This window comes from Methylobacterium sp. B4 (genome assembly GCF_003201865.1).
Lineage (GTDB): Bacteria > Pseudomonadota > Alphaproteobacteria > Rhizobiales > Beijerinckiaceae > Methylobacterium.
Map to the genome: position 1 here is coordinate 36,539 of NZ_QJJJ01000019.1, position 21,059 is coordinate 57,597.

A 21,059-nucleotide genomic window follows, 5' to 3' on the forward strand; every position below is an offset into this window, starting at 1 on the left:
TCAAGCCTCCCCGAAACGCGGGTTGAGGCGCACGATCGTGAGATTGAGGCAGGCGGCCACGCTCACCCAGGCGAGGTAGGGGAGGTTGAGCGCGGCCGCGAGCGACGAGACGCGCCCCACGGTGATCAGAACCGCGACGATCGAGAGCCAGAGCAGCAGGACCTCGAAGAAGGCCCAGTCCGGCCGACGCAGGCGGAAGAAGATCACGCTCCAAGCGATGTTGAGCGCGCCGTTGACGGCGAAGACCGCGACGAGGAGCGCGCGGGCGGCCGGGTCCGGATCGGCGTTCCAGGCGAGAACGCCAGAGGTGGTGGTCAGGGCGAAGATCACGGTCCAGACCGGGCCGAAGGCCCAGTCCGGCGGCTTCCAGGCCGGCACGTGCAGGCGGCGGTACCACGTGTCGGTGCGCGTCGCGACGCCCCCGGCCACGGCGATCGCGAGTGCGATCAGGCCGGCGACGACCGGCGGCCCCCAATCGCCCGCGAGCGCCGCCGTCACGGCGAGACCCAGCGGAACAGATGCGCCAGATCCTTGAAGAAGATCCGCGCGTGGGCGGCGGGCTTGGCCCGCACCAGCTCCTTGTTCATGTAGGCGTCCCAGGTGAGCTGCTGGACGTCCTTGTCCTTGCAGATGGCGACGAAGCGCTCGCGCAGCCCGTCGCTGCGGTACCAGACCCACTGCATCATCCCGAGGATCCAGAACACGCGCCCGTGCAGCCGCATGAAGCGCTTGCGCGCGAGCGCCAGGGAGCGTGCGTCTCCGGTGACGAGGAAGGTCTCCGCGGTCTGCGCCGCGAGGCGACCGCCGAGCATCGCGTAGTAGATGCCTTCGCCCGAGGCCGGCGCGACCACGCCGGCGGCGTCGCCCGCGAGCAGCACGTCACGGCCGTTGTCCCAGCGCTTCAGCGGTTTGAGGGGGAGCGGCGCCCCCTCCCGACGAATCGTCTCGCAGGCGTCGAGCCCGGTGCCGGCCCGCAGGTCGCGGATCGCACTGCGCAAGGAGAAGCCCTTGCGGGCGCTGCCGGTGCCGACGCTGACCGTCTCGCCATGCGGGAAGATCCAGGCGTAGAAATCCGGCGAGAGGCGACCCTGGTAATAGACGTCGCAGCGGGCCTCGTCGTGCTCCGCGCCCGCCGGGCGCCGGACGATCTCGTGATAGGCGAAGACCTGCCGCATCCGGACATGGCCCGGGATCTCGGCCCGGCCGACATTCGAGGTCGCCCCGTCGGCGCCGATGACGAGGCGGGCCTGCGCCCGACGCTCCTCGCCTCCCTTGCCGAGCCGATAGTGGATCGTGGCGACCCCCGGCGTCTCGCGGGTGATGCGTTCGAACAGGCCGTCACGAACCTCCGCCCCGGCAAGCCCGGCGCGCTCGCGCAGGAAGGGGTCGAAATGCTCGCGGTCGACCATGCCGACGAACCCGTCGCCGACCGGCATGTCGACGTGGCGCGCGCTCGGGGCGACCATCCGGGCGCTGCGGATGCGGGCGACGAGGAGCGCGTCGGGGATGGCGAAGTCGCGGATGAGCCGGGGTGGAATAGCGCCGCCGCAGGGCTTGATGCGGCCCGCCCGGTCGAGAAGCAGCACCCGGCGGCCGCCGGCCGCGAGATCCGCCGCCGCGGTCGCTCCGGCGGGCCCACCGCCCACTACCACGACGTCGAAGGTTTCGAGAGCGTCGTGGGGTGCCATGCCGCTACCTCGCGTCGAAGCCGGGATTGAACTGGAAGGCGGCCGCCTGAGTCAGCGGATTCCGTCGGGCGAGCGTGACGTGCTCGACGCGGAGGCCGATCACTAGGGCGACGAGGAACAGGACCGCCTCGGCGGCGAAGACCGACGCGTAGGCGGTGACCGGCTCGGAGGCGAAGAGGCGGGCGAGATCGACGGCGAGCGTGCCGAGAAAGCCGCCGGCACCGAAGGCGACGCCCTGCGCCGCGCCCCAGACGCCCATGCGGGTGCCGCGCTCGGCCTCGCCGCCGCGCCCGGCCAATGCCATCATCGAGCCGATGGCGGCCACCGCGTAGACACCGTTGCCGAAGCCGAGCGCGGCCACCGCGGCGCGCAAGGGGAAGCCGGGGCCGACGGGTCCGCCCGCGGCGATGGCCGCCAGAGCCAGCGCCGAGAGCGCGCAGCCCACGGCCGTCCAGACCTTCAACGATCCGAAAACGGGTCCGCCGACGAAGACGGTGATGCCGGCCACGAACAGCATGCCGGCGAGCACCCCGCCGTGCTGCAGGCCCGCGAGCTTGGTGGTCGCGCCGGGCGTCATGGCGAAGACGAGGCCGGCATAGGGTTCGAGGATCAGTTCCTGCGCGCTGTAGGCGAGCATGGAGACGAAGATGAACAGTGTGAAACGCCGCGCGGCCGGTTCGGCCAGCACCTGGGACAGCACTGCGCGGAAGGCCGGCTTCTTGTCGGTTGGGCTCGGCATCGCGCCGGCTCGGCCCGGCTCGATGCCGGTCACGGCGAGCAATGCGACGACGAAGGCGATCAGCGAGACGGTGCCCGAGACGGCGACGAGCCGCGCGCCGGAGAACGGGTCGAGGAAGTGACCGGCCAGCGGCGCCGTGACCGCGAAGCCCGCGATCATCATCACCCAGACGATGGTCGCCGCCGCGCCCCGCCGGCCCGCCTCGACCCCGGACGCCAGCAGCACGAGGAGCGAGGTGCCCGCCGCGCCCGCGCCCATGCCGACGAGCAGGAAGGAGAAGACCGCGAGCGCGAGGCCCGCCGCCGTGTGATGCGCCGCCAGCGCGGTGGCCACGGCCGCTCCGAAGCCGCCGAGGCAGAGCGCGGCCATGCCGCCGACGATCCAGGGCGTGCGCCGCCCGCCGACATCGGAGCCGTAGCCCCAGCGGGGCCGCAGGATCTGCGTCGCGTAGTGCAAGGCCACTAGTGCGCCCGGAACGACGGCGGGCAGCGCCAGCTCCACCACCATCACGCGGTTGATGGTCGAGGTCATCAGCACCACGACCGCGCCGAGCGCCGTCTGGACGAGGCCGAGGCGGACGATCTGGAGCCAGGAGAAGGAGGAGAGCGAGGCGGCGAGGGGGGCGTTTGTCATGGCCCCAGCCCTTGCACGAGGGGGCGCAGGGCGAAAGCGGCGGCAAGCATGCCGAGGACGTAGAGCGTGGTCCCGGTGCCGTTGTACCAAGCGGCGCGGGCGCGCGGCTCTTCGAGAAAGCGCACCATCAGGGCAAGCTGCCCGGCGAGCAGCGCGCCGACCACGGCCGCGTGCCAGGGCCGGTCCCAGGCGGCGAGCAGGGCGACGACGACGACCTGCGGTGCGGCCATGACGAGGCAGGCGAAGCGCGCCGCGCGCGGGCAGCCGAGCTGCACCGGCAGCGAGCGCAAGCCCATGGCGCGGTCACCCTCGACCGACTTGAAGTCGTTGAGGGTCATGATGCCGTGCGCCCCGACTGAGTAGAGCAGGGCGATGAGCAGCACGCGCCGGTCGGGCATCGCCGCGGCCATCACCGCCGCACCGGTGAACCAGGGCAGGCCCTCGTAGCAGAGCGCCACCGCGGAATTGCCCCACCAGCCGTTGCGCTTCAGCCGCAGCGGCGGGGCCGAGTAGATCCAGGCCAGGACGAGGCCGAACAGGGCGGCCCCGAGGATCCAGGGTCCCAGCATCGCGGCGACGAGGAGCGACAGCAGCGTCCAGGCGGCGGCAAGGTAGAGCCCCCAGCGGCCGGGAATGCGGCCGGAGGGAATCGGCCGGTTCGGCTCGTTGATGGCATCGACGTGCCGGTCGAACCAGTCGTTGGTGGCTTGGCTGGTGGCGCAGACGAGGGGGCCGGCCAGCAGCACGCCCGCCGCGATGACGAGCCATTGTCCCGAAGGAGACTGGCCGGAGGAAACCACGCCGCAGCCGAAAGCCCACATCGGTGCGAACCAAGTGATGGGCTTCAGGAGTTCGACGACGGCGCTCGGAGCGGGCGTTGTCATGTCCCGGAGGCTACGAGCCCGCCTCGTTATGTGTCAAGCAAGATTGACACTTAGATCGCTGAATTGACGGCCTTCCGGATGCTGAACGCAAAATGCATTATTATGCAGGAAAGCCCGCGGCCCGGTCAGGACGACAACTCAGGGTCGCTCGCATCGAGATCGCCGATCCCGTAGCGCCGCATCTTGGCGTAGAGGCCCTGCCGGCTCAGCCCGAGCATCTCGGCGGCCGAAGCGCGGTTGTCGCGGGTGATCCGCAGGGCGGCCTCGATGCACAGCTTTTCGATCAGATCCGTGGTCTCACGCACCAGCGCCTTCATCGAGACGCGCCCGACGAGTTCGGTCATCTGCTCGACGGAGCGGGGCAGGTCGTGCCCGCCGGCATGGGCCGGAGCCGCGCGGCGCGGCGCGGCCCGCACGGTGAAGCCGAAGCAGGGCTGATCGGCCTGAGCGGCGGAGACGGCCGCGATCTCGACCTCCTCCACCGAGCCGAAATCGCCCCGCATCACCGTCGTGAAGTGGCGCACGGAGCCGTGATCGCGCAGCATCGCGAACAGCGCCAGCGCCTCGGTCTCCTCGCGGCCGAGCCAGCGATCCAGCATCTGCCCGCGCACCTGCTCCTCGGTCGCCAGCTGCGTGAGATCGAGGAAGGCGGCGTTGGCGGTCAGAACCCGGCGCGAAGCATCGGTGACGACGAAGCCTTCCGGCATCCGCTGGATCACCTCGAGGGCGCCCCCCTCGCGACCCGACCGTTCGGACGCCGCCGAGGCGAGGGGCGAGAGACGCAGCAGCACCGAGGTCGCGCTCTCGCCGCGGAAGAGGGAGGCGGAGATCCGCGCCTCGCCGCGTCCACCCGCGAGCCGCGCCACGAGATCGGCGGCCTGCCCGGTGACGCGAAGGCCCGCGAACAGGCTCTGCAATTCGCGCAGGCTCGCCGGATCGAACAGGTCGGCGACATCCTGGCCAATCACACGCTTCTGCGCCCGGCCGAGGAGCCGCATCGCCGCCGGGTTGATGTCGGTCACGCGTCGCGTGCCCGCATCGATCACCAGAACGGGTTCGCCCGAGAGCTGGAACAGAAGCTTGTAGCGGGTCTCGGCGGCGCGCAGCCGGTCGTAATCACGCTCCAGCGCCTGCTGCGTCTCGGCCAGGCGCCGCTGGAGTGCGGCGACCGCGCGGAGATCCTGCCCGACCACGATGATCGGGCCATCCTTGCGCGTGCGCAGGCTGGCATAGCGGATCGGCAGATCCGTGCCGTTGGGGGAGGGGTGGTTCACCTGCCGCCAGCGCGTCATCGCTCCGGGGGCGGCGTCGCGCAGAAGGGCATCGATCTTCGGCCGACTCTCGACGGTGACGGTGTCGATCCAGGGCCGGCCGAGCCACGCCTCGATTCCCTCACCGTCGAGGTCGGACCGGTTCGACAAGGTGTCGCGAACGATGCCCTGATCGTCGATGACCAGCGAGAGATCGGACGTCGCCGCAATCAGGACCCCGGCCGATTCCCTGTCCAGGAGATCGGTCGCCTGTTGCAGCGCCGGAGAGGGGCGCCGGGGAGATGGGCTCGCCAAGCTGCTCAAGGTCAACACTTCGTGATGGCGACGGAAGCGCCCTTTCAACAGGCTCGCGTTCGCATTTCAAGCAAGCTTTCCGCGATCAGCGGCGCGAGACGCCCATCATCCGCCGTGGCGTCGGCCCCAACGGCGCGTACTTGATTCGGGTTCCTGGTGAAATACGGGCCGCCCACCAGAACCTTGACCGCCGGATTGCACGAGAGCGCACGCAGGGTGCGGATGGTCTCCGGGAGGGTGGGAAGCAGGACGTCGCAGGAGAGGGTCACCCCGATCACGTCGTACCAGTCCGACCGGATCAGCTCCGCCGCATCGAGCGCGCCGCCCTGACCGGCGATCGTCACGTCCCAGCCCGACTCGCGAAAGATGGCTGCCACGATCGAGAGGCAGAAGACGTGGGTCTCTCCGGGACAGGCCAGCAGGAGCAGGCTACGCCCCGAGGCTTCCGAGGCCTCGTCCTCGAACTGGCCGCAGAGTTCGCGGCCGGCGGCCTGCAGGCGCGCCAGGGCCACCGTTACATCGACGAAGTCGCAGGCATCCTCCTCCCACAGCCGGCCCAGATGCCGCGCGACGGGTGTGAGCAGATCGACCAGCACGCTTTCCAGCGTCAGGCCCTCGTCGAGGAAGCGCAGAAGATGCGGGGCGAGATCGGCGTTCGAGCGACCGAGCAGCAGGCCGCAGAGCCGTTCCACCTCCTCCGGGGCCGGCCTGCGACCGGGCGGTGGGACGGTCGGCCGGGCGTGTCCGCGATGGGCGAGCATGAGGCGGGGGAGGATCTCGGCCTCGACGACGCTCGCAAGGCGGCGCCGCATCCCGTCCCCGTCGGGTCCGTGCGCGAAGGCAGACGCCTCCAGCGCCTCCCCGGCGACCGTGCATTCCGGCGCGATCGCCTGGCGACCGCCGTCCTGCCTCCAGCCTCCCATGGGCCTCTCCCCAGGATGCAGCTCGGCACGGCATGCAATTTAATTCGCATGGCGACGCCCCGGGCAACGGATGCGTGTAGCGTGACGATACGCCTCCTCCAAGAATTGGCAATCCCCTGCGTTCCGTTTGGTTGTCACCGGCTGTAAATTTCCATTTGTGTCAACTTGGATTGACACTGAGTGGAGGCTGAGCCTAGGCTTCGGTCACTTCGAGGCTCGGCCCGATCGGGGCTGACAGCGAGCGGGGGCGGAGGCCATGCGGCAACGCCAAGACCGACAGAGACCGCTCTACACGAGCGCCGAGCGGCAGCGCCGCGATGCCTCGCCCTGGACGCTGGTGCAGGGCGTGCTGGCGCCGCTCCAATTCCTCGTCTTCCTCATCAGCCTCGGGCTCGTCCTGCGCACGCTCGCCACCGGCGAGGGAGCCGAGGCGGCCAACGCCTCGGTCGTCGTCAAGACGCTGGTGCTTTACGCGATCATGGTCACGGGCTCGATCTGGGAAAAGGTCGTGTTCGGCCGCTACCTGTTCGCGCCGGCCTTCTTCTGGGAGGACGTGTTCAGCATGCTCGTGCTGGCGCTGCACACGGCCTATCTCGCCGCGCTGGCCCTGGGCGCCCTCGACACGCGCGCGCTACTCGGCTTGGCACTCGCGGCCTACGCCACCTACCTGATCAATGCCGGGCAGTTCCTGCTGAAGCTGCGCGCCGCGCGCCTCGAAGCGCCCTCGCCGCTCGGCTTCACCGCGGAGGGCGCCCGGTGAACGCGCAGGCGCCTCTTCCGAATGCGGGCTGCGGGGTCGCGATCCGCTCCGAGCCCGGCCAGCGGGCAGTGTTCTGCGGCCTGACCGGCATCGTCTGGCTGCACCGGAAGATCCAGGACGCCTTCTTCCTCGTGGTCGGCTCGCGCACCTGTGCGCACCTGATCCAGTCGGCTGCGGGCGTGATGATCTTCGCCGAGCCGCGCTTCGCCACCGCGATCATCGACGAGCGCGATCTGGCCGGCCTCGCCGACATGAACGACGAACTCGACCGCGTGGTCGGGCGGCTGATCGAGCGGCGGCCGGAGATCCGCCTGCTGTTCCTTGTCGGCTCCTGCCCCTCCGAGGTGATCAAGCTCGACCTGTCCCGGGCCGCTCTCCGGCTCTCGCAGCGCCTCGCGCCGGAGGTGCGGGTGCTGAACTATTCCGGCTCGGGCATCGAGACGACCTTTACCCAGGGCGAGGATGCCTGCCTCGCCGCCCTCGTGCCGGGGCTGCCCGAGGCGACGGCCGCCGAGGCGGACCTTCTCGTCGTCGGCGCCCTGGCCGACGTGGTCGAGGACCAGTTCGCCCGGCTCTTCGACGAACTCGGCATCCCGACACGCTTCCTGCCGGCCCGCAGGGCCGGGCAGATGCCGCCGGTCGGACGCGGCACGCGCTTCCTGCTGGCGCAGCCTTTCCTGGCCGAGACCGCCCGCTCTCTGGAGGAGCGGGGCGCCCGGCGCATCCCGGCCCCGTTCCCCCTCGGAGCGGAGGGCACCACGGGCTGGCTCCGGGCCGCCGCCGAGAGTTTCGGCGTCGATCCCGCCCGCTTCGACGCGGCGACGGCGCCGGGCCTGCGGCGCGCCCGCCAGGCGCTGGCTGCGCAGCGGGACAAGCTCGCGGGGCGGCGCGTGTTCTTCTTCCCCGACTCGCAGCTCGAAGTGCCGCTCGCCCGCTTCCTGTCGCAGGAGTTGGGGGCCGAGCTGATCGAGGTCGGCACGCCCTACCTGCATCGGGCCCACCTCGCCGCCGAGATCGAGTCGCTTCCGGCCGGCACCCTCGTGGTCGAGGGCCAGAGCCTCGACGAGCAGCTCGACCGCTGCCGCGCGGCACGGCCGGACCTCACGATCTGCGGCCTCGGGCTGGCCAATCCGCTGGAGGCGGAGGGTCTCACCACGAAGTGGTCGATCGAACTCCTGTTCACGCCGATCCAGGGCTACGAGCAGGCGGGCGACCTCGCCGAACTGTTCGCGCGCCCGCTCGACCGGCGCACCCGGTTGGAGGTGTAGCCGCCATGCAGCTCACCGTCTGGACCTACGAGGGACCGCCCCATATCGGCGCCATGCGGGTCGCCACCGCGATGCGGGGCCTGCACTACGTGCTGCACGCCCCCCAGGGCGACACCTATGCCGACCTGCTCTTCACGATGATCGAGCGGCGGCCCGAGCGCCCGCCCGTCACCTACACCACCTTCCAGGCGCGCGACCTCGGCCGCGACACCGCCGAGATCTTCAAGAACGCCGTCGCCTCGGCCTACGAGCGCTTCAGGCCCCAGGCCATGATCGTGGGGGCCTCCTGCACCGCGGAGCTGATCCAGGACGATCCCGGCGGCCTCGCCAAGGCGCTCGGCCTCGACATTCCGGTGATTCCGCTGGAGTTGCCGGCCTATCAGAAGAAAGAGAACTGGGGCGCCTCCGAAACCTTCTACCGGCTGGTGCGGGCGCTCGCCGGCACGCCGACGGAACGGCCGGCCCGCGAAGGGCGGCGTCCCGCCTGCAACGTCCTCGGGCCGACCGCCCTGGGCTTTCGCCACCGCGACGATCTGATCGAGATCCGCCGGCTCCTCGACGCGCTGGGCATCGACGTCAACGTGGTCGCGCCGATGGGCGCCACGCCGGCCGATCTCGGGCGGCTCGGCGAGGCCGACTTCAACGTCGTGCTCTATCCCGAGATCGCCCGCAGCGCCGCGCAATACCTCGAAAAGACCTTCCGCCAGCCCTTCGTCGATATCGTGCCGATCGGCGTCGGCGCGACGACGCGCTTCGTGGAAGCCGTCGCGGCGCTCGCGGGCATCGACCCCGCCCCCGTGTTGGCCGGCGCCCCCTCGCGGCTGCCCTGGTACGCGCGCTCGGTCGATTCGACCTATCTCACCGGCAAGCGCGTCTTCGTGTTCGGGGACGCCACCCATGCGCTCGCCATCGCCCGGGTCGCCGCCCACGAGATCGGCTTCAAGCTCGTCGGGCTGGGCACCTACACCCGCGAATTCGCCCGCGAGACGCGCGCGGAAGCGGCGCTCCACGGGATCGAGGCGACGATCACCGACGATTATCTCGACGTGGAGGCCGCGATCCAGCGGGCGGCGCCGGAGCTGGTGCTCGGCACGCAGATGGAGCGCCACATCGCCAAGCGGCTCGGGATTCCCTGCGCGGTGATCTCGGCCCCGGTCCACGTCCAGGATTTCCCTGCCCGCCACTCGCCGCAGATGGGCTTCGAGGGCGCCAACGTCCTGTTCGACACTCTGGTCCATCCCCTGATGATGGGCCTGGAGGAACATCTCCTGGGGATGTTCCGCGAAGATCCCGAGTTCCACGACGGCGCCGCGCCCTCACATCTCGGCGCCAAGCCGAGAGGGGATGCGGCGAGCGTGGAACGGGCGCCGGCGGCTGCCCCCCTCGCCCCGGCGCCCGTACCCATTCCCGAACCCATCCACGTCCAGGGCGCGGCGGCGATCCGTCCGGCGCCGTGGGCGCCCGAAGCCGAGAAGGAGCTGAAGAAGATCCCGTTCTTCGTGCGCGGCAAGGCCCGCGCCAACACCGAGCGTTTCGCCCGCGAGCGGCAGCTCCCGCTCATCACCCTCGAGACCCTGTACGATGCCAAGGCGCATTTCGGCCGATAGGCCCCCCCTCCGCGTCGCCATCGTCACGCTCGACAATCACTTGGCGAGCGCGGTGGAACGGGCGCGCCTGCGGCTCGCCGCCGAGATGCCCGGCCTCTCGCTGAGCTTCCACGCCGCAGCGGAATGGGAGACCGATCCGAGCGCGTTGCGCGACTGCGAGGCGGAGATCGCACGGGCCGACATCGTCGTCTCGGCCATGCTGTTCCTCGACGAGCACGTGCGGGCGATCCTGCCGGCGCTGCAGCGCCGTCGCCCGGATTGCGACGCGATGATCGGCTGCCTCTCGGCCGCCGAGGTCGTGCGCACCACGCGGCTCAACCGCTTCGACATGAGCGGCACCAAGCGCTCGGCCCTCGATTTTCTGAAGCGGCTGCGCGGAAAGCCCGGCGCCGAGGGCAATGCCGCCCGGCAGATGGCCCTGGTGCGCAAGCTTCCGAAGATCCTGCGCTTCATTCCCGGCTCGGCGCAGGACGTGCGGGCCTACTTCCTCACGCTGCAATACTGGCTCGCGGGCTCCGACGAGAACGTCGCGAGCCTGGTGCGTTTCCTCGTGCAGCGCTATGCCGCCGGCCCCCGCGCCGGCTGGCGCGCGATCGCCGCCGCGCCGGCGCCCCAGCACTACCCCGAGACCGGCCTCTACCATCCGCGCATGCGAGACCGGGTCGCCGAGGATCTGTCCGCCATGCCCGCCGTGGCGAGCGCCCGGGGCCGCGTCGGCCTGCTGCTGATGCGGTCCTACGTCCTGGCCGGCAACACCGCGCATTACGACGGCGTCATCGCCGCGCTCGAGGCCCAGGGCCTCTCGGTGGTACCCGCCTTCGCCAGCGGGCTCGACAACCGCCCCGCGGTCGAGGCCTACTTCATGGCGGGCGGCCGGCCCACGGTCGATGCCCTGGTCTCGCTCACCGGCTTCTCGCTGGTCGGCGGCCCGGCCTACAACGATGCGGCGGCAGCCCAGGCGCTGCTGGCGCGGCTCGACGTTCCCTACATCGCCGCCCACGCCCTCGAATTCCAGACGATCGAGCAGTGGGAGGCGGGCAGCCGCGGCCTCTCGCCGGTCGAGGCGACCATGATGGTCGCGATCCCCGAACTCGACGGCGCCAGCGCGCCGATGGTCTTCGGGGGCCGGTCCTCGGCCTCCGGCACCGGCAACGCCCGCGACATGCGCGTGCATCCCGAGCGGGCGGCGCGGCTCGCCGCCCGCGTCGCGCGGCTGGTTTCGCTGCGGGCCCGGCCGAAGGCCGAGCGGCGGATCGCCGTCGTGCTGTTCAACTTCCCGCCCAATGGCGGCGCGACGGGCACCGCCGCCTTCCTCTCGGTCTACGCCTCGCTCCTGAACACCCTGCGCGGGCTGCGCGACGACGGCTACGACGTCGCGGTGCCCGACAGCGTCGATGCCCTGCGCGAGGCGATTCTCGGCGGCAACGCGGCCCGGCTCGGCACGCCGGCCAACGTCCATGCCCGGGTCAGCGCGGAGAGCCATGTCCGCCGCGAGACCGACTTGCCCGAGATCGAGGCGCAGTGGGGACCGGCGCCCGGCCGCCATCTCAGCAACGGCAGCGACATCTTCGTGCTCGGCGCCCAGTTCGGCTCGGTCTTCGTCGGGGTGCAGCCCGCCTTCGGCTACGAGGGCGATCCGATGCGGCTGCTGTTCGAGAGCGGTTTCGCTCCGACCCACGCCTTCTGCGCCTTCTACCGCTGGCTTCGCGAGGATTTCGGGGCCGATGCCGTGCTGCATTTCGGCACCCACGGCGCCCTCGAATTCATGCCGGGCAAGCAGACCGGGCTCTCGGCCGCCTGCTGGCCGGAGCGGCTGATCGGCGACCTGCCCAACGTCTATCTCTATGCGGCCAACAACCCCTCCGAGGGTGCGCTCGCCAAGCGGCGCTCGGCGGCGACGCTCGTGAGCTACCTGACGCCGAGCCTCGCCGCGGCCGGGCTCTACCGGGGGCTTCTCGACCTCAAGGCCTCGATCGAGCGCTGGCGGGGTCTGGAGCCTGAGGCGACGGGCGAGCGGACGGCGCTGGCCTCCCTCATCCAGACGCAGGGCGCGGCCGTCGATCTCGTTCCCGCCGAACCGGCCTGGGAGGGCGATCTCGCCGCGCGGGTCGGCGCGCTGGCGGAAGCGCTCGCCGAACTGGAGCAGACGCTGATCCCCCACGGCCTGCATGTGGCGGGGGAGGGGATGGGACGCGAGGAGCGCATCGACCTGCTGCTCGCTCTGGCCGACGCCTCGCACGGCCTGAAGCCCGCGCGCGCCGGGATCGAGGGGCTGGTCGAGGGCGTCGCTTTCAACGCGGCGCTGGAGGCCGCCGGCCTGCCGGCGACGGAAGCGAACCGTGATGCCTTCGCGGATCTGGCCCGCATCGACCGCGACCTCGCCCGCGACCACGAGATCCCCGCGCTCCTGCGGGCGCTCGACGGCCGCTTCATTCCGCCCGTGGCCGGCGGCGATCTCCTGCGCAATCCGGGCATTCTGCCGACGGGGCGCAACCTCCACGGCTTCGACCCCTACCGCCTGCCCTCCGCCTTCGCCCTGGCCGACGGCGCCCAGCAGGTGGCCCGGGTGCTCGCGCGCCATGCATCGGAAGGCCGGCCGATGCCCGAGAGCGTCGCCCTGGTGCTGTGGGGAACGGACAACCTCAAGAGCGAGGGCGGCCCCATCGCCCAGGCGCTGGCGCTGATCGGTGCCGCCCCGCGCTTCGACGGCTACGGCCGGCTGGCCGGCGCCGAGCTGATCCCCCTCGAACGCCTCGGCCGTCCGCGCATCGACGCGGTGGTCACCCTGTCGGGCATCTTCCGCGATCTCCTGCCCCTCCAGACCAAGCTTCTGGCCGAGGCGAGCTTCCTCGCGGCGAGCGCCGACGAGCCGGTCCAGCACAACTTCGTGCGCAAGCACGCGCTGGCGATCCAGGCCGAGCAGGGCTGCGACTTCGAGACGGCGGCCCTGCGCGTCTTCTCGAACGCGGAAGGAGCCTACGGCGCCAACGTCAATCACCTCGTCGAATCCGGCCGCTGGGACGACGAGGACGAGCTGTGCGAGGCCTTCTCCCGGCGCAAGAGCTTCGCCTACGGCCGCAACGGCCGGCCGGCGCCGCAGCGCGACCTGATGAAGGCGGTGCTCGCCCGGGTCGACCTCGCCTACCAGAACCTCGACTCGGTCGAACTCGGCGTCACCTCCGTCGATCATTACTTCGACGGGCTCGGCGGCATGGGCCGGGCGGTGGCCCGCGCCCGCGGCGCGAGCGTGCCGATCTACATCAGCGACCAGACCCGCGGGGAGGGCCGTGTCCGCTCCCTCGACGAGCAGGTGGCGCTGGAGACCCGCACCCGGATGCTCAATCCGAAATGGTACGAGGGTCTGCTCGGCCACGGCTACGAGGGCGTGCGCCAGATCGAGGCGACGCTGACCAACACCGTCGGCTGGTCCGCCACGAGCAACGCGGTCCAGCCCTGGATCTACGAGCGCATCACCGAGACCTTCGTGCTCGACGAGGCCATGCGCGACCGCATGGCCACGCTCAACCCGACCGCCTGCGCAAAGGTGGCCAGCCGCCTGATCGAGGCCCATCGCCGGGGATTCTGGACGCCCGACGCGGCGACGCGCGACGCGCTCGACCGCGCCGAGGAGGAGCTGGAAGACCGGCTCGAAGGCGTCACGCCAGGATCCTTGCCCGGCATCACCGCAGGAGTCGCGGCATGAACATCGCCATCCGAAACCCCGTCCCCGTCCGCCGCGAGGAGGGCAGTCTGCAGGTCGGACTCGACCCGAACGACCGGATCGACACCGCCAAGGTCTTCGCCGTCTACGGCAAGGGCGGCATCGGCAAGTCGACCACCTCCTCGAACCTCTCGGTGGCTTTTTCCAAGCTGGGCAAGCGGGTCCTTCAGATCGGCTGCGATCCGAAGCACGATTCGACGTTCACCCTGACCAAGCGTCTCGCGCCGACCGTCATCGACGCCCTCGAAGCCGTGAACTTCCACTCCGAGGAGCTGCGACCCGAGGATTTCGTGGTCGAGGGCTTCAACGGCGTGAAATGCGTCGAGGCCGGCGGACCGCCCGCCGGGACCGGCTGCGGCGGCTACGTCGTCGGACAGACGGTCAAGCTCCTCAAGGAGCATCACCTCCTGGAAGACACCGACGTCGTCGTGTTCGACGTGCTCGGCGACGTGGTCTGCGGCGGCTTCGCCTCGCCGCTCCAGCACGCGGACCGGGCCCTGATCGTCACCGCCAACGACTTCGACTCGATCTTCGCGATGAACCGCATCGTTGCGGCGATCCACACCAAGTCGAAGAATTACGGCGTCCGGCTCGGCGGCGTCATCGCCAACCGCTCGGCCAAGACCGACGAGATCGACCGCTTCAACGCGGCGGTGGGCCTGCGCCGTCTCGCGCACTTCCCCGACCTCGACGTGGTGCGCCGCTCGCGCCTGAAAAAATCAACGCTGTTCGAGATGGAGCCGACCCCGGAGCTGAAGGCCGTCACCGACGAGTACATGCAGCTCGCCGAGACGCTCTGGGCCGGCGCGGACCCCTGCGAGGCGGTGCCGATGAAGGACCGCGACCTTTTCGAATTCCTCGGCTTCGATTGATCTCGGGACGCGATCGATGAGCACGCCCTACCTCACCCGCCGTTCCCAGCTCGAAACCTACTTCGACCGCACCGCGGTCGAGGCGTGGTCGCGCCTCACCTCCGACGCGCCGGTCTCGAAGATCCGCGCCACGGTCCGGGCCGGGCGCGACGCGATGCGGGCGAACCTGCTCGGCTGGCTGCCCGACGACCTGACCGGCCGGCGCCTGCTGGATGCCGGCTGCGGCACCGGCGCGCTCGCCGTGGAGGCCGCCCGCCGGGGCGCCGAAGTGGTGGCGATCGATGTCTCGCCCACCTTGATCGGGCTTGCCCGCGAGCGGCTTCCCGTCATCGACGGACCCGGCTCCGTCGAATTCCGTGTCGGCGACATGCTCGACCCCTGGCTCGGCCGCTTCGACCACGTCGTCGCAATGGATTCGCTGATCCACTACCAGGCGCCGGACATCGTCCGGGCGCTGGCCGAACTCTCCCTGCGCACCGACGGAAGCCTGCTCTTCACGGTTGCTCCGCGCACGGCGCTGCTGACCCTGATGCACGCGGCCGGCAAGCTCTTTCCGAAAGCCGACCGCGCCCCGGCCATCGTACCGATCACGGAGAGCGGCCTGCGGCGGCGCATCGCCGGGGAGCAGGCGCTGGCCCGTTTCGCCGTGGAGCGGACGCTCCGGGTGAACAGCGGATTCTACCTCTCGAACGCGATCGAGCTGCGCAAGACCTCGTCTCCGGCGAGCGCGAGCGGGGTCGCTCGATGAAATCCGGTCTCGCCCTCACCCAGGCGTTCCTGCGCCTCGGCCCGGCGATACTTCCCTTCGCCGACGCCGCGACGAAGGAGTTGCCGCTCGGGCGGCTGATGCGGCTGTCGCTGTTCCAGGTGACCGTCGGCATGGCGGCCGTGCTGCTGATCGGCACGCTCAACCGGGTGATGATCGTCGAACTCGCGGTCCCCGCCTGGATCGTCGCGGTGATGCTGTCGCTGCCGCTGCTGTTCGCTCCGTTGCGGGCGCTGGTCGGCTTCCGCTCGGACACGCACCGCTCCGTGCTCGGCTGGCGCCGGGTGCCCTACATCTGGTTCGGCACGCTGCTGCAATTCGGCGGGCTCGCCATCATGCCCTTCGCCCTGCTGATCCTGTCGGGCGACACCACCGGGCCCCTCTGGGTCGGGCACGCGGCGGCGGCCCTCGCCTTCCTGCTCGTCGGCGCAGGGCTCCACACCACGCAGACCGTCGGGCTGGCACTCGCCACGGATCTCGCGCCGGCCCACGCCCGCCCGAAGGTGGTGGCGCTGCTCTGCGCCATGCTGCTCGCGGGCATGATGGGGAGCGCGGTGCTGTTCGGCCTCGCGCTCGCCAACTTCTCGGCCATTCGCCTGATTCAGGTCATCCAAGGGGCGGCGCTCGTCACGATCGTGCTCAACGGCATCGCCCTGTGGAAGCAGGAGCCGCGCAACCCCGACCGCACGGCCCGTCCGGCGGCGCGGCCGAGCTTCGCCCGATCCTGGCAGGACTATGCGGGGGAGGGCAGCGCCCGGCGGCGCCTCGCGGCCATCGCGCTCGGCACGGCGGGCTTCTCGATGCAGGACATCCTGCTCGAACCCTATGGCGGCCAGATCCTCGGCCTCTCCGTCGGTCAGACCACGGCGCTCACCGCCATGCTCGCGGCGGGCGGCGGGCTCGGACTGATCGCGGCGGCGCGCTGGCTCAACCGCGGCGGCGATCCCTACCGGGTCGCGGCGGTGGGCAGCGTCATCGGCATCATGGCCTTCTCGGCGGTCGTCTTCGCCGCGCCGCTCGCCTCCGCGCGCCTGTTCGCGGCCGGCGTCACGCTGATCGGCGTCGGCGGCGGCCTGTTCGCCCACGGTACGCTCACGGCCTCCATGGCGAAGGCCGGGCCGGAGGATACCGGCCTCGCGCTCGGCGCCTGGGGCGCGGCGCAAGCCAGCGCCGCCGGACTGGCCATCGCCGCCAGCGGCATCCTGCGCGATGCCGGCGCCGCCATCGCCCAATCCGGAGCCCTGGGCGAGGGCATGAACGAGCCGGCGATCGGCTACCTCATCGTCTACCACGTCGAGATCGCGCTGCTCTTCGCGAGCCTCGTCGCGCTCGGTCCGCTCGTGCGCGCGGACGCCCCCCGACCCGGCCGCCCGGACGAGGGCCGGAGCGGATCGTTCGACCCCCTCGTCAACCGTCCCACCTGATCGGGAGGCCTGCCATGCCCAGAGGCGAGATCACCGGTTACATCGACGTCGCGCAGGTCACGCTCTATGCGTTCTGGCTCTTCTTCGCAGGCCTCGTCTTCTACCTGCGCCGCGAGGATCGCCGCGAGGGATACCCGCTGGAGAACGAGGCCGCCGGCCGCCTCAAGAGCCCGGACCCGATCCTGATCCCGACTCCGAAGGCGTTCCGCCTGTCGAGCGGCCATACCACCCACGCGCCGCAGACCAACGTCGCCTACGACGCCGACGTGCCGAGCCGGCGCCGCGAGGTCTTCCCCGGCGCGCCCTACTTCCGCACCGACACCGCGTTCGAAGCCTCGGTCGGTCCCGGCTCCTGGGTGCCCCGCCACGACGAGCACGACCGCACATGGGACGACCAGTACCGCATCGTCCCGCTCCGGGTCGCCGAGAGCTTCGTGGTTCACGAGGACGGCCCGAACCCGATCGGCATGCCGGTCCTGGGCGCCGACCGACAGGTGGCGGGAACCGTCGTCGATCTCTGGCTCGACCGGGGCGAGTCCTTCGTGCGCTACTACGAGGTGGAACTCGGCGCGGGCGGGCGCCGCGTGCTGATGCCGGTCACCTTCTGCACCACCAGCCGCTTCGCACGGGAGGTGAAGAGCGAGGCGCTCCTGGCCGCGCAATTCGCCGACATCCCCGGCACCAAGGACCCGGATTCCGTGACGCTGCGCGAGGAGGAGCGGATCATGGCCTATTTCGGCGCCGGCACGCTCTACGCCTCGCCCGCCCGGCAAGAACCCATCCTCTGAACCGATCCGCCGATCCGATCCTCCGAGGGCCGAACCCGTGAGCGAGTCCGATTTCCTTCCCGAGGGCACCCTGCGGGGCCTGCCCGGCCCGCTCCCGGCCGAGGAGCGCATTCTCTGGCGCGGCGCCCCCACCGTCCACGGCGTGATGCTGCGGGCCTTCCACGCGCGCCTCGTGATGCTGTGGTTCGCCGCCGCGGCCGGGCTCCTGGCGCTCGGCGCCGGGCTGAGCGAGGGGCCGGCGCGGGCGCTGGCCGTGGCGGGACCGACCCTGCTGACCGGGCTGCTGGCTCTGGCGCTGCTGTGGCTGTTCTCGTGGCTCGTCCACCGGACGACCGTCTACACCATCACCGACCGGCGGGTCGTGATGCATGTCGGCATCGCTCTGCCGATCACCCTCAACCTGCCGCATGCGCAGATCGAATCGGCCGGCCTGCGCCTGTTCGCCGACGGCAGCGGCGACATCCCCCTCCAGCTGCCGCCCGGCGAGCGGGTCGCCTACCTGCATCTCTGGCCCCATGCCCGGCCCTGGCGGGTGAGCCGGCCGGAGCCCATGCTGCGCTCGGTGCCCGACGCGCACCGCGTGGCGGCCCTGCTCGCCCCGGCACTCGCCGCGCGGGCGGCGGGCACGGCCCGCATCGGGGAACCGCTGGTGTCGGCGCCGGAACGGCCCAAGGCTCCCGCCGGCCGCCTCGCCGCGGCCGGATCGCGCTAGCGCCAGGAGAGAACCGGGATGCCCGTCGAGCTGAACTTCAGCCCTCCCTCCCGCAAGCCCACCGCGGAGCGGCCCGCCTTGCTCGCGATCACGGCCCTGCTCGGCGTGACCCTGCTCGCCGTCGCGCTCGGACGCGGCTCCGAGACGGCCCCGAGCGCGACGGCAAGACCGGTCGAGACCCTGGCCTTCCACGCGGAGGACCGCCCGGACGGCGCCATCGACCTGCGCGCGGCCGAGGGCGGCCGGCTCGTCGGCCGGATCGAGCCGGGGCAGGACGGCTTCATCCGCGGGACCCTGCGCGGGCTCGCCCAGGCACGCCAGCGGGAGGGCCTGAGCCGCGATCCACCCTTCACGCTCACTCGATTCGACAACGGGACGCTGTCGTTGGAGGATGCCGCAACCGGACGCCAGGTGGCGTTGCAGGCCTTCGGCCCGACGAATGCCCGGGCCTTCGCCCGCCTGCTGCCGGGACGAGAGGCGCGGTGATGGGAGAGATGGGGATGGCCTGGATCGGCAAACGCGTCGTCGAGGTGCCCTGCACCGTCGAGATCGAGCAGACCCCGGAGAGCCTGCACGCGCACGTGACCCTGGATGCCGGCTTCGAGATCGAGCCCGGCGACGAGGTCCAAGTCCACGACGCCCCGACCGAGGTGCCCTACGGCGAGCGCCTCACCGTGCGCCGCACCGCCACCGTCACCCGCGCCGGCCGCCTGGAGCGGGCCTGGACCAAGCTGATCGCCCACCTCGAACTGACCGAGCTCTACGAGGTGAGCTTTTCCGAACGGAGGAAGCTGTGAACGCCAACGTCCAGCCCCCGGCGGCTCCGCCCGCCCCCCGCCATCCGATCAACGAAGCCACGAAGTCGGCGCAGGCGACCACGTTCCTCAGCCCGCGCTTCTACACCACCGACTTCGACGAACTCGACCGCACCGATGTCGAGCCGGTGCGCCGTGAGTGGGACATCCTGATCGACGAGCTGCGCTCCGATCCAAACAAGCGCCACTTCGTGCGCAACGAGGAGTTCGACTGCGACCTGTCGAACATGGACCCGGAGCTGCGCAAGGAATTCCTCGACTTCCTCGTCTCCTCGATCACCGCCGAGTTCTCGGGCTGTGTGCTCTACGCGGAGATGAGGAAAAGGGCCAAGAACAAGGACATCAAGGAGCTGTTCGGCTTCATGAGCCGCGACGAGGCGCGGCATGCCGGCTTCATCAACGACACGCTCAAGGATTTCGGCATCGGCGTCGATTTGGGTTTTCTGACCAAGGCCAAGAAGTACACCTTCTTCAAGCCGAAGTTCATCTTCTACGCCACATATCTCTCCGAGAAGATCGGCTACGCCCGCTACATCACCATCTTCCGTGAGCTGGAGCGGCATCCCGAGCGGCGAATCCACCCGATCTTCAAGTGGTTCGAGAAGTGGTGCAACGACGAGTTCCGCCACGGCGAGGCCTTCGCGCTGCTGATGCGGGCCAACCCGAAGCTGACGCAGGGCGTGAACCGCTACTGGATCCGCTTCTTCCTGCTTGCGGTCTTCGCGACGATGTATGTGCGCGACCATTGCCGCCCGGCCTTCCACAAGGCGCTCGGCATCGATCCGACCGATTACGACTTCAAGGTCTTCCGGATCACCTCCGAGATCTCGAAGCAGACCTTCCCGATCACCCTCGATCTCGACGACCCGCGCTTCAAGGCGGGGCTCGACCGGCTTCTGGTCTGCGCGGACAAGATCGCCGCCGCCCGGGCGCAAGGGGGCGTAGCGGGCAAGCTCAAGCACGGGGTCCAGACCATCGTCGCGGCGGCGACCTTCGCGCGGCTCTACCTGCTGCCGGTCAAGCACAACGCGATGCCGGCCGACATCCGGCTCCAGCCGGTCTGGTAGCATGAGCGCGCTCGCCCTCCCGGCGCTCTACGCCGTCCTGCTCTGGTGGTCCGCCACCGGGCTGGTTCTGGTGCTCCAACACCTGCCGCGGCGCACCCATGCCCGCAGTCTGGTCGGGGCGAGCGCCGTGCTGGCGGGGGCGCTCTGGGCGATCCGTGCGAGCGCGGACGACGCATCGGAGGCCGGTGCCTATATCGGCTTCACGGCCGCCGTAGCGGTCTGGGGCTGGCAGGAGATGAGCTACTACATGGGCTTCGTCTCCGGCCCGAAGCCCGCCGCCTGCGCGCCGAGCCTTCGCGGGCTCGACCGCTTCCTGGCGGCGCTCGCCACCAGCCTCTGGCACGAATTCGCAATCCTCGCGGGCGGCCTCGCCATCCTCTGCCTCACCTGGGGGCAGGAGAACCGGGTGGCCCTGTGGACCTACGCGCTGCTCACGCTGATGAACGCCTCGGCCCGGCTCAACCTGTTCCTCGGCGTGCGCAATCTCAACGCCGAGTTCTTGCCGTCGCATCTCGGCTACCTCGCCTGCTACCTGACGCGGCGGCCGATGAACGCGCTGTTCCCGCTCTCCGTCACGCTGGGTACGGCGGCAACCGTGCTCCTGACCCGCGGCGCCCTCGATGCCGAGGCGGCGCCGCAGGCGGTTGCCGGGTTCGCGCTGCTCGCGACGATGGCCGCACTCGCGACCCTCGAACACTGGTTCCTGATGCTGCCCCTGCCGGCGGCCGCGCTCTGGAGCTGGAGCCTGCCGGGACGCGGGGCGCCGGTGGCGGCCGACAGCCCGGAAGCGGGCAGGGCAGGCCACGACTGACACGAGGCGGACGCCA

The 21,059-nt window shown here is 70.8% G+C and carries 19 protein-coding genes; 13 read left to right on the plus strand and 6 right to left on the minus strand.

What is annotated here, in order from left to right; translation table 11 throughout:
* The 6 genes from BY998_RS18805 to BY998_RS18830 all read right to left on the minus strand — a co-directional run bounded on the left by BY998_RS18805 (window position 1) and on the right by BY998_RS18830 (window position 6,432).
* Window positions 1-498, minus strand: coding sequence for a TspO/MBR family protein (locus BY998_RS18805; RefSeq protein ID WP_110353130.1), 498 nt, complete (start codon window positions 496-498; stop codon window positions 1-3).
* On the minus strand, window positions 495-1,688 hold the full coding sequence (locus tag BY998_RS18810) for a geranylgeranyl diphosphate reductase (protein ID WP_110353132.1): 1,194 nt from the start codon (window positions 1,686-1,688) through the stop codon (window positions 495-497). Before BY998_RS18810 ends, BY998_RS18805 begins: the two co-directional genes overlap by 4 nt.
* A gap of 4 nt (window positions 1,689-1,692) precedes the next feature.
* Complete coding sequence (locus BY998_RS18815) at window positions 1,693-3,060, minus strand: BCD family MFS transporter (protein ID WP_110353134.1); 1,368 nt, start codon at window positions 3,058-3,060, stop codon at window positions 1,693-1,695.
* On the minus strand, window positions 3,057-3,944 hold the full coding sequence (chlG, locus tag BY998_RS18820) for a chlorophyll synthase ChlG (RefSeq protein ID WP_110353136.1): 888 nt from the start codon (window positions 3,942-3,944) through the stop codon (window positions 3,057-3,059). Before chlG ends, BY998_RS18815 begins: the two co-directional genes overlap by 4 nt.
* A gap of 125 nt (window positions 3,945-4,069) precedes the next feature.
* Window positions 4,070-5,527, minus strand: coding sequence for a transcriptional regulator PpsR (ppsR, locus tag BY998_RS18825; RefSeq protein WP_110353138.1), 1,458 nt, complete (start codon window positions 5,525-5,527; stop codon window positions 4,070-4,072).
* A 26-nt stretch (window positions 5,528-5,553) separates the two neighbouring features.
* A complete protein-coding gene (locus BY998_RS18830; RefSeq protein ID WP_110353140.1) occupies window positions 5,554-6,432 on the minus strand; it encodes a cobalamin-dependent protein in 879 nt (292 codons plus the stop codon).
* 256 nt (window positions 6,433-6,688) lie between these two features.
* Between BY998_RS18830 and bchF the strand changes: the two genes are divergently transcribed.
* Genes bchF through puhE form a run of 13 tightly spaced genes read left to right on the plus strand, consistent with a single transcriptional unit; the run spans window position 6,689 to window position 21,043 of the window.
* Window positions 6,689-7,192, plus strand: a complete 504-nt coding sequence (gene bchF, locus BY998_RS18835; RefSeq protein ID WP_110353141.1) for a 2-vinyl bacteriochlorophyllide hydratase — start codon at window positions 6,689-6,691, stop codon at window positions 7,190-7,192.
* Window positions 7,189-8,460, plus strand: coding sequence for a ferredoxin:protochlorophyllide reductase (ATP-dependent) subunit N (locus tag BY998_RS18840; protein WP_110353143.1), 1,272 nt, complete (start codon window positions 7,189-7,191; stop codon window positions 8,458-8,460). Before bchF ends, BY998_RS18840 begins: the two co-directional genes overlap by 4 nt.
* Window positions 8,461-8,465: 5 nt before the next feature.
* Window positions 8,466-10,067: a ferredoxin:protochlorophyllide reductase (ATP-dependent) subunit B gene (gene bchB, locus BY998_RS18845; protein ID WP_110353145.1), complete on the plus strand. Its 1,602-nt coding sequence runs from the start codon at window positions 8,466-8,468 to the stop codon at window positions 10,065-10,067.
* A complete protein-coding gene (locus BY998_RS18850) occupies window positions 10,042-13,770 on the plus strand; it encodes a magnesium chelatase subunit H (protein WP_110353147.1) in 3,729 nt (1,242 codons plus the stop codon). Before bchB ends, BY998_RS18850 begins: the two co-directional genes overlap by 26 nt.
* Entirely contained in the window at window positions 13,767-14,660 is an 894-nt protein-coding gene (bchL, locus tag BY998_RS18855) for a ferredoxin:protochlorophyllide reductase (ATP-dependent) iron-sulfur ATP-binding protein (RefSeq protein ID WP_110353149.1), read from the plus strand. Before BY998_RS18850 ends, bchL begins: the two co-directional genes overlap by 4 nt.
* A gap of 16 nt (window positions 14,661-14,676) precedes the next feature.
* A complete protein-coding gene (gene bchM, locus BY998_RS18860; RefSeq protein ID WP_110353150.1) occupies window positions 14,677-15,408 on the plus strand; it encodes a magnesium protoporphyrin IX methyltransferase in 732 nt (243 codons plus the stop codon).
* The gene (locus BY998_RS18865) at window positions 15,405-16,850 is read left to right on the plus strand and encodes a BCD family MFS transporter (RefSeq protein WP_110353152.1); all 1,446 of its coding nucleotides are present in this window, start codon (window positions 15,405-15,407) and stop codon (window positions 16,848-16,850) included. The genes bchM and BY998_RS18865 overlap by 4 nt, the downstream gene beginning before the upstream one ends.
* Before the next feature lie 14 nt (window positions 16,851-16,864).
* Window positions 16,865-17,638, plus strand: coding sequence for a photosynthetic reaction center subunit H (gene puhA, locus BY998_RS18870; protein ID WP_110353154.1), 774 nt, complete (start codon window positions 16,865-16,867; stop codon window positions 17,636-17,638).
* A 37-nt stretch (window positions 17,639-17,675) separates the two neighbouring features.
* On the plus strand, window positions 17,676-18,350 hold the full coding sequence (gene puhB, locus BY998_RS18875) for a photosynthetic complex putative assembly protein PuhB (RefSeq protein WP_110353155.1): 675 nt from the start codon (window positions 17,676-17,678) through the stop codon (window positions 18,348-18,350).
* A gap of 18 nt (window positions 18,351-18,368) precedes the next feature.
* Window positions 18,369-18,836 carry a photosynthetic complex assembly protein PuhC gene (gene puhC / locus BY998_RS18880; RefSeq protein ID WP_110353156.1) on the plus strand — a complete coding sequence of 156 codons (468 nt, stop codon included), beginning with the start codon at window positions 18,369-18,371 and terminating at the stop codon, window positions 18,834-18,836.
* A gap of 14 nt (window positions 18,837-18,850) precedes the next feature.
* A complete protein-coding gene (locus BY998_RS18885; protein ID WP_110353157.1) occupies window positions 18,851-19,147 on the plus strand; it encodes a hypothetical protein in 297 nt (98 codons plus the stop codon).
* Entirely contained in the window at window positions 19,144-20,232 is a 1,089-nt protein-coding gene (acsF, locus tag BY998_RS18890; RefSeq protein WP_110353158.1) for a magnesium-protoporphyrin IX monomethyl ester (oxidative) cyclase, read from the plus strand. The genes BY998_RS18885 and acsF overlap by 4 nt, the downstream gene beginning before the upstream one ends.
* A gap of 1 nt (window position 20,233) precedes the next feature.
* On the plus strand, window positions 20,234-21,043 hold the full coding sequence (gene puhE / locus BY998_RS18895; RefSeq protein WP_110353160.1) for a putative photosynthetic complex assembly protein PuhE: 810 nt from the start codon (window positions 20,234-20,236) through the stop codon (window positions 21,041-21,043).
* Window positions 21,044-21,059: the final 16 nt, after the last annotated feature.

Coding starts and splice junctions, on each gene's coding strand:
- bchF (WP_110353141.1), top strand. CDS start 6,689: ATGCGGCAACGCCAAGACCGACAGAGACCGCTCTACACGAGCGCCGAG.
- bchB (WP_110353145.1), top strand. CDS start 8,466: ATGCAGCTCACCGTCTGGACCTACGAGGGACCGCCCCATATCGGCGCC.
- puhE (WP_110353160.1), top strand. CDS start 20,234: ATGAGCGCGCTCGCCCTCCCGGCGCTCTACGCCGTCCTGCTCTGGTGG.
- BY998_RS18830 (WP_110353140.1), bottom strand. CDS start 6,432: ATGGGAGGCTGGAGGCAGGACGGCGGTCGCCAGGCGATCGCGCCGGAA.
- puhA (WP_110353154.1), top strand. CDS start 16,865: ATGCCCAGAGGCGAGATCACCGGTTACATCGACGTCGCGCAGGTCACG.
- puhC (WP_110353156.1), top strand. CDS start 18,369: ATGCCCGTCGAGCTGAACTTCAGCCCTCCCTCCCGCAAGCCCACCGCG.
- BY998_RS18810 (WP_110353132.1), bottom strand. CDS start 1,688: ATGGCACCCCACGACGCTCTCGAAACCTTCGACGTCGTGGTAGTGGGC.
- chlG (WP_110353136.1), bottom strand. CDS start 3,944: ATGACAACGCCCGCTCCGAGCGCCGTCGTCGAACTCCTGAAGCCCATC.
- bchL (WP_110353149.1), top strand. CDS start 13,767: ATGAACATCGCCATCCGAAACCCCGTCCCCGTCCGCCGCGAGGAGGGC.
- BY998_RS18850 (WP_110353147.1), top strand. CDS start 10,042: ATGCCAAGGCGCATTTCGGCCGATAGGCCCCCCCTCCGCGTCGCCATC.
- BY998_RS18865 (WP_110353152.1), top strand. CDS start 15,405: ATGAAATCCGGTCTCGCCCTCACCCAGGCGTTCCTGCGCCTCGGCCCG.
- bchM (WP_110353150.1), top strand. CDS start 14,677: ATGAGCACGCCCTACCTCACCCGCCGTTCCCAGCTCGAAACCTACTTC.
- BY998_RS18815 (WP_110353134.1), bottom strand. CDS start 3,060: ATGACAAACGCCCCCCTCGCCGCCTCGCTCTCCTCCTTCTCCTGGCTC.
- BY998_RS18885 (WP_110353157.1), top strand. CDS start 18,851: ATGGCCTGGATCGGCAAACGCGTCGTCGAGGTGCCCTGCACCGTCGAG.